This is a genomic window from Bartonella sp. AP88HLJMH (assembly GCF_042195605.1).
Classification (GTDB): Bacteria; Pseudomonadota; Alphaproteobacteria; order Rhizobiales; family Rhizobiaceae; genus Bartonella.
On record NZ_JBHIOR010000007.1, the window covers coordinates 15,003 to 29,140 of the forward strand.

At 35.8% G+C, this 14,138-nt stretch carries 11 protein-coding genes, 1 tRNA gene and 2 pseudogenes; 8 read left to right on the forward strand and 6 right to left on the reverse strand.

All coding sequences use genetic code 11. The features are described 5' to 3' along the window. The first annotated feature begins 96 nt into the window (after positions 1-96). The 7 genes from rnpA to ACFIMA_RS04765 all read left to right on the forward strand — a co-directional run bounded on the left by rnpA (position 97) and on the right by ACFIMA_RS04765 (position 6,675). Entirely contained in the window at positions 97-489 is a 393-nt protein-coding gene (gene rnpA / locus ACFIMA_RS04735; protein WP_375612257.1) for a ribonuclease P protein component, read from the forward strand. Then, a complete protein-coding gene (yidC, locus tag ACFIMA_RS04740; protein ID WP_375693147.1) occupies positions 479-2,317 on the forward strand; it encodes a membrane protein insertase YidC in 1,839 nt (612 codons plus the stop codon). The genes rnpA and yidC overlap by 11 nt, the downstream gene beginning before the upstream one ends. Next, complete coding sequence (gene yihA / locus ACFIMA_RS04745) at positions 2,314-2,958, forward strand: ribosome biogenesis GTP-binding protein YihA/YsxC (RefSeq protein WP_375693148.1); 645 nt, start codon at positions 2,314-2,316, stop codon at positions 2,956-2,958. Before yidC ends, yihA begins: the two co-directional genes overlap by 4 nt. A gap of 139 nt (positions 2,959-3,097) precedes the next feature. After that, positions 3,098-3,790 carry a glutathione S-transferase family protein gene (locus tag ACFIMA_RS04750; RefSeq protein WP_375612254.1) on the forward strand — a complete coding sequence of 231 codons (693 nt, stop codon included), beginning with the start codon at positions 3,098-3,100 and terminating at the stop codon, positions 3,788-3,790. A 1,224-nt stretch (positions 3,791-5,014) separates the two neighbouring features. Then, the gene (gene dapB / locus ACFIMA_RS04755) at positions 5,015-5,827 is read left to right on the forward strand and encodes a 4-hydroxy-tetrahydrodipicolinate reductase (RefSeq protein ID WP_375677737.1); all 813 of its coding nucleotides are present in this window, start codon (positions 5,015-5,017) and stop codon (positions 5,825-5,827) included. Between the two features lie 28 nt (positions 5,828-5,855). Then, entirely contained in the window at positions 5,856-6,476 is a 621-nt protein-coding gene (locus tag ACFIMA_RS04760) for a 2,3-bisphosphoglycerate-dependent phosphoglycerate mutase (RefSeq protein WP_375633246.1), read from the forward strand. Positions 6,477-6,590: 114 nt separating this feature from the next. Beyond that, a tRNA-Leu gene (locus ACFIMA_RS04765) sits at positions 6,591-6,675 on the forward strand. A 94-nt stretch (positions 6,676-6,769) separates the two neighbouring features. Here ACFIMA_RS04765 and ACFIMA_RS04770 read toward each other — a convergent pair. The 6 genes and pseudogenes from ACFIMA_RS04770 to ACFIMA_RS04795 all read right to left on the reverse strand — a co-directional run bounded on the left by ACFIMA_RS04770 (position 6,770) and on the right by ACFIMA_RS04795 (position 13,489). Further along, a pseudogene (locus ACFIMA_RS04770) lies at positions 6,770-6,963 on the reverse strand (helix-turn-helix transcriptional regulator). 72 nt (positions 6,964-7,035) lie between these two features. Next, positions 7,036-7,659: pseudogene (locus ACFIMA_RS04775) on the reverse strand (lambda exonuclease family protein). Positions 7,660-8,145: 486 nt separating this feature from the next. Beyond that, entirely contained in the window at positions 8,146-8,565 is a 420-nt protein-coding gene (locus ACFIMA_RS04780; protein ID WP_375693149.1) for a phage integrase central domain-containing protein, read from the reverse strand. A 796-nt stretch (positions 8,566-9,361) separates the two neighbouring features. Continuing rightward, a complete protein-coding gene (locus tag ACFIMA_RS04785; protein ID WP_375681404.1) occupies positions 9,362-10,288 on the reverse strand; it encodes an outer membrane protein in 927 nt (308 codons plus the stop codon). A 559-nt stretch (positions 10,289-10,847) separates the two neighbouring features. Continuing rightward, positions 10,848-11,120: a hypothetical protein gene (locus ACFIMA_RS04790; protein WP_375612155.1), complete on the reverse strand. Its 273-nt coding sequence runs from the start codon at positions 11,118-11,120 to the stop codon at positions 10,848-10,850. Further along, on the reverse strand, positions 11,114-13,489 hold the full coding sequence (locus ACFIMA_RS04795; RefSeq protein WP_375693150.1) for a mechanosensitive ion channel domain-containing protein: 2,376 nt from the start codon (positions 13,487-13,489) through the stop codon (positions 11,114-11,116). Before ACFIMA_RS04795 ends, ACFIMA_RS04790 begins: the two co-directional genes overlap by 7 nt. Positions 13,490-13,669: 180 nt before the next feature. Between ACFIMA_RS04795 and ACFIMA_RS04800 the strand changes: the two genes are divergently transcribed. Next, positions 13,670-14,047, forward strand: coding sequence for a hypothetical protein (locus ACFIMA_RS04800; RefSeq protein WP_375613487.1), 378 nt, complete (start codon positions 13,670-13,672; stop codon positions 14,045-14,047). Positions 14,048-14,138 lie beyond the last annotated feature (91 nt).

Consider the following 14,138-nt stretch of genomic DNA (forward strand, 5'->3'; position numbering starts at 1 on the left):
TTGAGGATTGCTCATCGTTTCTTCGTTGTGACACTTTTATTATGAACCTACAATGTCTGCTTGCAGGCATTTAATGAAATTGCGAAATATTCTTTTATGAAGAAAAAACATCCCTGCCGTATTCGCAAAAGAGCAGACTTTTTGGCTGTCCGTACAGGAGAAAAACGACGTGGTCCTTTATTTTTGCTCGAAGTTAAATCTCGTGAACAAACAACAGAAAGAAAAGATTCTCTTTTTGCACGTGTAGGCTTCACTGTTACCCGTAAAAACGGTAATGCTGTGAAACGTAATCGTATTAAAAGGCGCTTGCGTGAAGCCGTGAGAGTTGGTGTAACAAACCACATGGAAGCAGGAACAGACTATGTCATTGTAGCGTACCGTGATGTGTTACATGCACCTTTTACATCCTTGATTAGTGAATTAAATCGGCGAATAAAACCAAAAATAAAACATCAGCAACAACAACAAGGGTGTACGGATGGAATATAACCGCAATTTCTTTATCGCTATTGGCTTATCTTTCGTAGTGCTCATCGCATGGCAATTTCTTCATGTTGCTCCCAAACAAGCAAAGTTACAAAAACAACAAGTCGTCACACAGCAATTGTCAAAACAACAATCAGCCCTTTCTACTACCACAACGGATTTTTCTGACGATACCTCAACGTATCAAGCTACATCTATCATCGAACAGCCCATGACACCTGAAATCCGGAAAGCTGTATTGGACAAAACAGAACGTATTGCGATCAAAACCAATGAACTGGAAGGCTCTATTAATCTTGTTGGTGCACAATTTGATGATCTTCACCTCAAAAAATATCGTTTAACAGTCGATAAAAAATCACCGGAAATCGATTTGCTAAATCCTAAAGGTTTCAAAACGACCTACCTTGCTGAATTTGGTTTTGCAAGTGCGTCTTTGCCAGCAAAAGCCTTGCCACAATCGGATACAAAATGGCAAATAGAGGGAAACAATACAATCCTGACTCCTTCAACACCCATCACTTTAATTTATAATAATGGACAGGGACAAATCTTCCGGCGGACCCTTTCTGTTGATAATCATTTCATGTTTACCATTGAGGATTCTATCAGCAATGAAAGCGATCAACCAATACATCTCTCGTCCTATGCTCGCGTTGCACGTGCTGCACCACCAGAACATACAAATGCAACCTATTTACTTCATGAAGGTATGATAGGTATTGCTGGAGATTCGCTCAAAACTGAAAAATATAAAACCTTAGCAGAGCTTGACCCAAATCCTGATAATGGGCAAAAGAGCGTGACTTTTTCCAAAGTAACAGGAGGTTGGATTGGTATTACCGATAAATATTGGGCTGTAGCAGTTATTCCCCCGCAAAATAAAGAATATACAAGCCGTTTTATTTATTTTGATCGTTTGCAAACACATTATCAGTCTGACTTGCTAGGGTCGCTTTTAACGATTGCCCCAAATGAAACAAAAACTGTTACAAATCGTCTTTTTGCTGGTGCAAAACAAGTTGAAATTATTAATAGTTATCAAAATGACCTAAAAATCAAAAAGTTTGCTCTTTTAATTGATTGGGGCTGGTTTGATTTCATCACCAAACCAATGTTTTCCCTCATTGATATTCTTTATAAACAAACAGGGAATTTTGGTATCGCCATCCTTCTTGTCACAGTGCTCTTAAAAACTCTTCTTTTCCCTCTAGCCAATAAATCTTATAAATCTATGGCACGCATGAAGCTTTTACAACCGCGGTTGCTAGAAATAAAAGAAAAGTATCCCGATGACCAAACCAAACAACAAAAGGCAATAATAGATCTATATAAAACCGAAAAAATAAATCCCCTTGCAGGCTGTTGGCCAATGTTGGTTCAATTCCCAATATTCTTTGCTCTTTATAAAGTTCTCTATATCACTATTGAAATGCGCCATGCCCCTTTCTTTGGCTGGATTAAAGATTTAGCGGCACCAGACCCAACTTCTCTTTTTAACTTGTTTGGTCTCTTGCCATATACAACGCCAACATTTCTTATGATTGGTGCATGGCCTTTGATTATGGGAATAACGATGTTTTTACAAATGCGTATGAATCCCGCTCCTCAAGACCAAACCCAAGCGATGATATTCACATGGATGCCTGTTGTCTTTACTTTTATGCTCGCCTCTTTCCCTGTTGGTCTCGTCATCTATTGGGCATGGAACAATATATTATCAATCATTCAGCAAGGTATCATGATGAAGCGCCAAGGAGTTAAAATTGAGCTTTTTGATAATCTGAAAGCCATCTGGAGAAGATCACCCAAAAAAGAAGTGCATGAATGACAAGAGATTCTTCCCTTTCTGGAATTTTTTCTCGCAATTGGATTTTTATTCGTGGTGTACCAGCAATACGCTTTCTCCCCCCCGAAGGACCACCAGAAATTGCATTTGCAGGACGTTCCAATGTTGGAAAATCATCTTTAATCAACGCACTCGTCCAACAAAAAAGCTTAGCACGTACCTCAAATACACCAGGACGGACTCAAGAGCTTAATTATTTTGTCCCCGATGGATTCAGTGGGCAACTAGGAGACCTTCCCCCTCTAGCATTAGTAGATATGCCTGGTTATGGTTTTGCTGCTGCTCCTAAAAATCTTGTTGATGCGTGGACAAATTTGATTTTTAGCTATTTACGGGGGCGCACAACGTTAAAACGTGTATATATCTTAATTGATTCACGGCACGGAATCAAAAATAATGATGAAGATGTTTTTGCTCTCCTTGATAAAGCAGCTGTTTCTTATCACATTGTTTTGACAAAAAGCGATAAAATCAAATCAAATGCCTTGGAAAAATTAATTATGAGCACACAAACAAAGCTTCTTAAACGCCCAGCAGCTTATCCTGAGCTTCTTGTAACCTCTTCAGAAAAAGCTATCGGTTTAGAAGAATTACGTGCTGCCATTTTGCAAACCATCGCATAAGAGAACAATTCCTAGTCATTAGCAATTTATTAATTATAATTACTAGCAGCTACTAATGATCTTGTACTTCTAGTCAAGCATCTTTATAAAAATGATTACTTGAAAGAATTCTCTTCAACTCTATTTGATAGTGTAAATTATGCTGACACTTTTTCACTCTCCCCTATCCTCTGCCTCGCGCTTCATACGCCTCATTCTTGGGGAATATGGTGTAACCACTCAACTGATTGAAGAATATGAATGGGCAAGAAGACACGAATTTCTAGCCCTCAATCCCGCTGGTCATGTTCCTGTTTTTCTCGATGAACACGAGGTTCCATTATCAGGTCCTCTTGTTATCTGCGAATATTTAGACGAAACACATGGAAGTTTACGACAAGAAAATAAGCTCTTTCCAGAAAATCCTTTAGATCGTGCGGAAGTACGCCGTCTCAATGACTGGTTCTTAAATAAATTCGAAAATGAAGCAACGCGCCATATCGTACGAGAACGAATCCATAAACGTGAAATGCCACTTGCCATCGGCGGTGGTGCTCCTAATTCACAAATTTTACGCAATGCACGTGCCAATATTTTACCACATATGAACTATCTCAATTGGCTCTGTGCCTCTCGCGATAGCTTAGTCGGTTCTGCCTTGTCCTATGCAGATCTAGCAGCAGCAGCTTCTATTTCTGTACTTGACTTTCTAGGGGAAATTGACTGGGAACAATCTCCTGCTGCCAAAGACTGGTATATGAGAATTAAATCACGCCCTTCTTTTCGTTCTCTTTTAACAGATCGCGTCCGCGGAATTGTTGCAAGTGCTCACTATGCAGATCTTGATTTCTAGCCTTCTCTCACAAACAAAAATAAAAGTGATATTTTATCTAAAGGATATTTATAGTTTTATGAATTTTTATGCATGCGTATAAACAATATAATAATACATTGATTTATGATCGTATTAAACAGAGAATAAAACCCATTATAATTGAATCACAAAAATCACTTTCTTATCGTGTCACAAAAAAAGATTAGCACAGGAATAAAAAATATTTAAGAAAGCATTTTAACGACTCTCTTTAAATACAAGAGCTGTAGCATCATTAGAAGCTAGGCAAATAAAATAACAATACTTAACGCATGTTATCCTCAAGTCTCCCCAATATATGAAAAAACGCATTGCATAACATATATACTATTTGCTCTATAATAAAAAAATCCTCATCATGCGTTTTTACAACATAACAATTTTTTTAACTGACTTTCCTAAAAGATGAAGAATCCGACCAACTCTCGTGTGAAAACAATCCAACTTCTTGTTAGCCCCTTGTTTTTATCCCCTTTTACGTGATTTTATTTATGGATAACATATTGATATACAATGATAAATAATCGTTTTTTTACCTTAATCATCAATTCCAAATACCTTTTTCTCATTACCTTCATCACATTTAAAACAATCAAAATCGCTTTCTTATGCGTCACAAATGGAATTGGTAAATGAAAGAATATTAAAGAAAAGAATGAAAATGCCTAAGTGCCAAGAATTATTAAAACATTAAAGGCTACAAAACGTATGATAATGCTAATTTTCTCTATTTATGAAGCATAAAGATAGTGGCGCAGAATAGATGTTATATTATTCATGGATACTCTCTCGTGATACCACTCACGAGCACTATCATAAAATAAGTTTAGAAGAATTGATAAATATTTCTTTAAGAAAAGCGCATGAATTGACAACATAGGTGTATTTTGTTTGGGAGATCTTGTTTTGCATGAAGAACGCTCCCCCCTTAAAGAACGAAAGAAACAAAAGCGTAAAGTAATACACAATCTCCTTTAGGTGTCATAAGCAAACCTTACTTAGGAATATTCATCACACACTCAACGAAAAACATCTCTATTTAAATTTGTAGATCTTATATCACTTGCTCTAAACAACAGTATTTTACAGCACAACAAGATAAATTAAAGCAGGAAAAAAATTTTTCTATAAAGAAAAAGAACCATTGGAAAGAAGGCAAGAATTTGCCTATACTGCACAGTAAAGTATTATAAGGAGATAAAAATGCGCCTTACAGTTGTTGGTGCAAATGGAAGAATGGGACGTGAACTCATTACAGCAATCCAGCAGAGGAGAGATGTAGAACTTTGTGCTGTTCTTGTACGTAAAGGCTCACCGTTTGTAGGAAAAGATGCCAGTGCATTAATTGGTTCAGATTCTCTTGGGATTAGTATCACTGACAATCCCGAAAATGCCTTTTCTAATACAGAAGGTATTTTAGATTTTTCACAACCAGAAGCCAGTATTCTTTATGCTAACTACGCTGCTCAAAAAAGCCTTGTCCATATTATTGGCACCACAGGATTTAGCAAAACAGAAGAAGAAAAAATTGCAGATTTTGCGAAATATACAACTATTGTCAAATCTGGAAATATGAGCCTTGGAATAAATCTTTTAGCCAACCTTGTAAAGAAAGCCGCTAAAGCATTAGAAGCCGATGATTTTGATATCGAAGTTTATGAAATGCATCACGCTAACAAAGTTGATGCCCCTTCTGGAACAGCCCTTCTTCTTGGCCAAGCAGCAGCTGAAGGGCGCAATGTTATGCTTAAAAATGTGTGTGTCAACGAACGCAATGGTTATATAGGTAAACGCAAAAAAGGTACCATTGGCTTTTCCTGTTCACGTGGTGGGACAGTTGTTGGAGAACACAGTGTCATTTTTGCCGGTTCCAATGAGCGCATTGTTCTTTCACATACAGCGCAAGAACGCTCTATCTTTGCCAATGGCGCATTAAAAGCAGCTTTATGGGCACAAAATCATGAAAGCGGTCTTTATTCAATGTTCGATGTTTTGGGATTGAACGATGAATTTTAAACAATCAATAGAATAGAGGCAATTCATAATGGGACGCATACTTACACTAATTCGTCATGGACAAAGTGAATGGAATCTCAAAAACCTTTTTACCGGTTGGAAAGATCCCGATTTAACAGAAAAAGGTCATGCAGAAGCGATAGCAGCAGGAAAAAAACTGAAAGAATATGGTTTGAGGTTTGATATCGCTTATACATCTGCCTTACAGCGAGCTCAAAAAACCGCTCAGCACATTTTAGAGCAAATGGGACAATCAGATTTAGAAGTGATAAAAAATCCCGCATTAAATGAACGTAATTATGGTGATCTTTCTGGTTTAAATAAAGATGAAGTACGCCAACAATGGGGGCAAGAGCAAGTGCAAATGTGGCGCCGCTCCTATACGATTGCGCCGCCGAATGGAGAAAGCCTACGCGACACCGGTGCGCGCATCTGGCCTTATTATCTTTACCATATCCAGCCTTATATTTTGCGCTCTCAAACTGTTTTGATCGCAGCACATGGAAATTCTCTTCGTGCTCTTATTATGGCGCTTGAAGGTCTCTCCGGTGAGGAAATTATATCTCAAGAATTAGCGACCGGCATTCCTATTATTTACACATTTAATCCGGATTCAACAATTTTATCAAAGACAGTCCTCACACCTTAAACTTCTAAAATCATGATCTCTCTCAAAAGTTCAATGCTATCGTTTTAAGCTGAAAAAATAAATTCTATAATTTTATTGACAGAGTTGCTTCATGCGCTTAGATGAATTTTATAAGCCCAGATGGCGGAATTGGTAGACGCGCAGGTTTCAGGTACCTGTGCCGTAAGGCGTGGAGGTTCGAGTCCTCTTTTGGGCACCATTTTATATCTTTAACACATTAAATATATAGATTTTTTCTTTAAAGAGCTATTTTAAGACCAACTTTTAGACCACCTTCTACGGTTTATACAACTTTAGCTAATTTGTTCCTTATTTTTCTTTGGAGTGAAGGATAAGATCTCTTTCTTTCTCCATCTCACTGCTCTCCCTAGCTTATATAGCTCTGGCCCCCTTGAAGCACCCAATTACGAATCGTGGTTGTGGATACACTAAAAAACTTTGCACACTCACGTGTTATTACATATCCATCTCCATCATCAAATATCATCTCATTACCTTTCTCTTTTTTATATTAATTAAATGGGCGGGGGTGCTGGGAGGAGAGAGCACCCCCATAGGTTTAAGCAGCTTTTGTCAAAATCTTTTGCATCTCTTGTTCTATTTCCCCTAAAAAGATTTCGACCGCTTTATTAATCTCTTCAATGTGTTCCTCATCACGATTGATGCGTTTGATTTTCATTCTCAAACCAGTAGATTTGCCTACAAAGTTTGGATTATAGCTCATGAAATCACACCATTTGCGTCCAGTGCATGCCATTTGGAATTGCATCTGTGCGATATATTCAGGCTTGATTTCGTCATACATAAAGAAGCGCAAATGCGTGGTTGATTGTGGACATTTGACTTCGATTAAACCGTCCTCTCCAATCAACCCATCAGGACTAGCCCCCGCCATTTCCATTTTTGGGTGGGGGATAAACCCGCATCTTGTGACTTCTGCGTCATAAATGAATTCATATTCTCTTAAGGCATTCTCTTCATGTTCAATGCCCCATTGCATAGCAGGTGTTGTATAAGATTGGCTTATTTCCTCTATTAAGCGTTCTGTCATGAGTTTCGTTTTGTAGTCTTCATATTTGCTTGTAGGAAAACCTTTTGCTGTCTTACTGAGTACGTTGTAAACATTTTAAGCAGTGACTTTCTCTAGCCTTGCTTGAAACCATTCCGCTGTTCTTTGTTCCATCTCACACCGCCGTTCCCTGTTCGTGTGGCGTTGCTATATCGGCATCTTGTATAGTAGAATCTGTTTCTACCTTTTGCCTGTTTTGTTTATCTTTCAAAAGATGTAACACCGTTTGTGCTTATACTTCAGACATATCATCAAGCTTTTTAACGTTGTCTCTGCTATCCAGTCCCGCAGAATCGATCTGAAACCATGAAGTCTATAATCAAAACCTTTGTCTTTCATGAATTTAGGAAGTGCTACATCAGATATAGGCTTTCCAAAACTCTCAACAAATAAAAAACCATTTTTTTGCTTTTTCAATAACAGCAAGCGCTTCAGCTGTAAGCGGCACATGAAAATCAGAAACCTTTCCAACAATTCTCTTCATATTTTCTTTTGGGATAATCCATATTGATCCATAAATCTCTAAATATGCCTGATTGGTATAAAAAAAACCGTCAAAATAAGAAGTTTTAAAGCTAGATGTGATACAAGCTCATCATTTTAAGATTGAAAAAACTTAGGCATTTCTTTCCATGGCATAGCTGGAATATTTGGGGCATTTTGAATAAACTTTTCTAATAAAGCTTTTGCTTTTAATTGCATACCCACATCTATACTAAGTGCCACCGCATGTTTTATAGCTATATTCAAGCGGGATAAAGCTTTACTTGCTGTTTCGTTTTTTGTCTTCCAAATGGGAGAAATGCATCCTTTTATATCAATTTGCGTCAGTTCAATGATTGGCGTATCACCAAGTTTAGGAAAAACATGTAACTCAAGAGGTGTTAACCAGTTTGCTGCTTTTCCTTCATTTTTCAATTCGTTTTTTTTCGCTTCAAAAGTACTAGAGGCAATTTCTCGTAAAGAAATACCCCCCTGCTCGACGTAAATTTTCTTTTTGTTTTCGGCGAATCGGGTCAATTCTTTGATCTAAAAGATCACGACAAGCTAAAGCTTTGAACAGTGCTTCTTTTAAAGATACATTGCGACAAGAGCCTAATCCCATTTCTCGTCGTATTTATATTGAGGTCAAACCTAAAAACCCATCATCCTTGATCTGGTGTAGTTTTGATAAGCCATAAACCAGCTCTGTCAGCATATTTTCCTTTAGATAGATTTTTTACAGATAAGACAGACAGTCTATCACGTTCTTCGAACCACCTTTTAAAAACCACCTTTTGAATTGCACTTGGAGCACTTTCATCTGGTACCAAGATTATATATAAAAGGCAATTTAATAAATAAAATAAAATAAAAACAATTAGTTATTAAACAGAAAAAAGATAAACTGTGCTATCAGGTGATATTGTAGAGAGTTCTAAGGGAAGAAAAAATTGTTGCACAAACGTACACGCCGTCCGCACCACTCTATGTAAATTTTCTTTATTTTCTCATTACTTAGATAGTAAAAACTCTCTTTAAGTTTACTGTTTGCAACTCTATAACGGTATTATAAAGTGATAACTGTAATAATATGAAAGACGAAGCAATCCTTCTTTGCCAACAAATGTTTCAACCACACCTCGTGAACTAAAAATTTTTTATTCTTAACAATTAAGAATCTGAGTAACTCTTCCTTACCTCCTCATTCTCACTCAAAGTCAAAGCCCCCTTTTTTTTTCACCATAAAATAGTGTTTACAATGCATAAATTAAAAAATAAAGGCCCTATCAAAGAAATAGGACCTCTTAAATTTAAGCTCCTTTATCCTACAAAATTAGAATTTGTAAGCTATTCCTGCGCGAAAATCATTCGTCTTATACTTAACTTCAATCTCGTCTTTAAATTTCCTTTTACCAAAATCTGAGTAACGATATTCCGCACGCACAACAAGATGGTCTGTCATTGCAAAATCAACACCACCACCGAGAGTATAACCAATCATCGTTTTTGTTACATCCGATGTCCTATTAAATGGCTCACCTCCCGTAATTACTGTCGACAAAATATCCTGAAACTGTCCATAAGCAACACCACCAGCAATATAAGGCATCACACGCCCTGCAGAAAACCCAACACGCACCCGTGTAGCACCTGTCCATTTTTGTTTTAACGTATGATTAAAAGTTAAACTGTCTTTCTCTTCTTTATCCTCTGCAGAAGAGCGAGAAAAGCCTCTGCCCTGTCTCCTGACAATTTTTGCCTTTTTTCGACTTTTTTCTTCTGTATCTAATTCCTCAGTATCACTACCCGATCCTTCAGTGCCCAATCCTTCAGTTCCACCAGCACTCGATTCATCTGCATGAAATCTTGTTTTTGTATCCTTTTTTTCCGTTAAAATGATATCCGTATCAATCCCCATAATAAAATTATTACCGAGATCAAAATTAACACCCGCATAAAAACCACCTATAAACCCAGAAAGATCGGGCATATGCTGTTTCTCGACAGGTATCCATGGTTTACTTTTACTCCCCTCATCAGGATAGAGAGGAATATTAACATCAGGCACTGTTGCAGAAATCTTACTTGAAAAGCCACCAACTTGCCCCCCGAAATAAACACCTCCCCAAGAAAAAGGTGAAGAAGCAACAACTTCTGAGGCAACATGTACTGGCTCTTCGTGAACCACCACATCTGCAGCCTGTACTATAGAAGGTGAAATCAAAGAAAAAACAGATGCTGTTATAAATTTTGTATTCATAAAATTATACCCCATTGCTAAATTTAAATATAATCAAAAATCACATTTAGAAAAACAAAGTTTTATAAAATCTTATGCTGCAAAATCGCATGTACTCCTTTATAGTTACATTTAAATCTATTACTATATTAATATATCATTACATCAAAATTTAATATTATCAAATAAATTTTAAAATATTATAATAATGATTACTTCAAATAATAAATATTTAATAAAAATACCTATTATCTTGTCAAAAGGAGGAAATATAAAACATTTTGTATTAAAATTACCGCAAAAAAATCACAAAATAGTATATTTTATGCCTTTTTTCATGAAAAAATTCTAAAAATGATGTAATTATTTTTAGAAAATCGATGTTCATTAACAATACTATAAATACCTCAATATTCTTACATCCAAAATGCATACTGTAGATTCTACATAGTATAAAAAAACATCCATTTTATACTAAAATCATACTTTTTTTACCATTTTCTAAAGGATGAGATTATTAATTACACACAATATCATGATCCTTCTAAATCTTGTCCCCAAACAAAAATTCTCAATCATTTTATTTAAAAATTGCTCTTCCCCTACTGATTTCTATATTATCATCTGCCTTTATTGCAAAACGGTCTTTATTAGGAAAAGTTATAAAACATCCCTTCATACAAATTGTAATTGTTTGATGAGTATTTAAAGAAATTTTTGAAGGTATACTTCCTTCAACAACAATAAGAGATTGTATCTTTAAATCAGTATTCTTCACTGTTGCAGCAAAAGCTGTTATGGTAAAAATACTTAATAGAATAACTGTAATCAAAATATAAGTATATTTCAGCATTCTAAGATTCCTTCCTCAGCAAAACGCTTATATAGGCTAAATCGAAGAGCATTGGTTACATGAGAAGATGAGGTAATATTAGGCACATAAATAGCCAAATTAAAGGAAAAACTCTTACGATCAAATGCTGTAAAACTCACCTGTGGGATAGGATTTTTTAAAACGCCTTCTGTCGCAGAAGCAATCTCTAACAAAATTTCAGCAACATGCTCTGGAGCAACCTTAGATGATACAGTAACTGGTATATCAATTCGTCCTACTTTATTACGTCGTGTCCAATTACTAACGTTGTTATTAATAAGGCTTGAATTGGGAATAATAATCGTCTTACGCTGAATTGTCTCAAGTTCCGTTGCACGCACACTAATACGCTTAACAACACCCCCTACTGATCCAGATTCTATATAGTCCCCTATTTTAAATGGTCTTCCAACTAAAATAATAAGTCCAGAGACAAAGTTTTGGACAATATTCTGTAAACCAAAACCTATACCAAGTGAAAGTCCTCCAGCAATAAGAGCGAAATTTCTAAGATCCAAACCTGCCATTGATAATCCGGTCAAAGCAGATACAACAACGCCTCCATAACTTATCACTGTTTTGATAGAATTACGTATACCAGAATCGAACTCTCCATGAACCAACACCACATTATCTAACCAACCAATAAATCGGCGAATAAGAAACCAGCAAACACAAAAAGAAATAATTCCTGTTACAAGAGAAATCAAAGAAAGACTAATATTTCCAATCTGAAAACCGGTCACCGATTGCCACAAAACTGCTTTTAAATCAGAATAGGAAAATCCAAACTGGACAGCAATTGGCATTGCACAAAATATAACAACAAATAAATTGAGAAAAACGCTCACAAAAACTCCCAATTGATTCATCGTTTTTTCTTCTAAATGAAACCTCTGCATCAAAAGATGACCAACCGTTGTTTTCATAAATTGGTCTTTAGTTCCAAGTGCTTGAGCGCTTTGTATTCCTAAATACATGAGAACTAAAAATGCTCCATCAATCATAATTTGCTGCGTAATAAAACGCGCAAGTCCAACGTAACCTAAAAAATTCAATACAAAGAGCAGTAACCCCAAGCCAATAAGAGGAATGCGTATATAAAATGGCCAAAAGTATGGCTCTTTTTTTTCTTCTTGAACACGCCTACGTCTAAACCGCAAAGGTACAAATGATATTATAAATAGCAATATCGCTACAAGAAAAACAGCAATAAAACTTTTAGCAATTGTTAAAGATAGAGGCGCTGAAATGATTTGATAAATACTATCAAGAACAGCGTCAAATGCCAAAATCCCCCCTAAAGACGTGAGTAAAATCACTAATTGATAAGCAGACGATGGTGCAATACTGAGAAGACGCACATGGGGCCTATTCGATGATAGAAGAACAACAGCTAATCGATTGATTAAAAATAATAAAATAATTTGACAACCTATCATATCAAAAACTGTTGTAAGCTTACCTGGATCTAAGTTAAAACTACGAAACAAAAACAACACAAGATAAACGCAAAGAATACATACAAGTGAAGGTAAGAGAACTGAAATAAAGGCGATCAATAAGCGTTGTAAATAAGATATTTCCTCATTAGACTTCGTAAAGTGGCAATACACATGAACAAGAACTTTTTGAGAAAAATAGGAAAGTCCCAAAGTAATAAAAAGTGGAATTAAAAAGCAAAGAAATAGTTGTAAAAACTTGAAGTAAAATATAAAATTCCACCAAGAATTTAACAACACAAGAAAATCTGATGAAGCCTCTTTTGTTTTTTGGACGAGATGTTTAACCATCGGAATCGAAAACTCAAGCCTATACGTAAGCGTGCGTTTAAAAAGCTCCCGAGATTGAGAAATAGAAAGTTCAGCTATTCTATTTGCCGCTAAGAAAATTGCTTCAAAACGAAGCATGATACTGTTAATTTTAGCTTTTTGCTCTATCAAATAGGAATATTCCTTCACAGAGCTTTTCAGTTTTTTCACGTCACGATGGAGCTCCATTAATTGATCAAGAAGTGTATTAATCTCATTAAGAGGAGGACGCAAAACAAATGCTGCCTCAATAGCACGTTCACTGATATCTTGTGCACGTAACCGTAATTCTTCTAAAGCACGCTCATCTTCTGGCTTTCTGTCAAAATCTCTTTTTAAAGTTTCAGTATTTTCTTCAAGAGTCTTAATAATCAACTGTTGTTGCAGAATAATTTCATCAACTGAATAAGAAGCTATCGTTTGTTCGACAATTGTATTTTGTGCCCCCCTATTACCCCATGCACCAGAATTAAATACAAAGATAATCCCCAAAAGAAGGAAAAGTATGTGGATGTTTTTTCTACAAAATGAATACATATCTACCTTATGAGCACAAAAGGGATTTTATTTTTCTCTTTTAAATATGGTATAAAGTAGATATTTTCAACTTTTATAGAATAATCTTATAAAAGCTTTCCCTTATCCTATAATACTGGTAATAAGATAAAAGAATGATAAATAAGCTGAACTCAATAAGATTAAAGAAGGCACTCTAGCATGTTTTTTTTGCACCTTTATTGCAAAAAAGAAGATTTTCTTCCTTTGACAACCTGGATTTTTCTATCCAGTTTAGGTGTATTCTTGACGAGCAACCTAGAAACGCGTGCTTATTTAATCAAACAATCACACACCAATAATGTCATTAAAACGAATAGATTTGATTTACATCATAAGTGTGATCAGGTGAATGTTACCACAACTGAAAACAAAAAACTTGTAACACTCCATACAGAATCTATTTTTATGAGGACCTTTCAAAAAATCCTAACATTGGATTTCTTTTTAATAAAGATTCCAGCTGTTGACACACGATTTCGTAACGTTAAAACACAATATTTCTCAAATAAACGCGCTCCTCCCAATGAACATACTTAATTCTCTTCCTTGAATATAAAAACGATCATCTTATTTTACTTGTGCTTTTAACTTTGAATAACTGTTAGATTGCCTATTTACGGAATATATC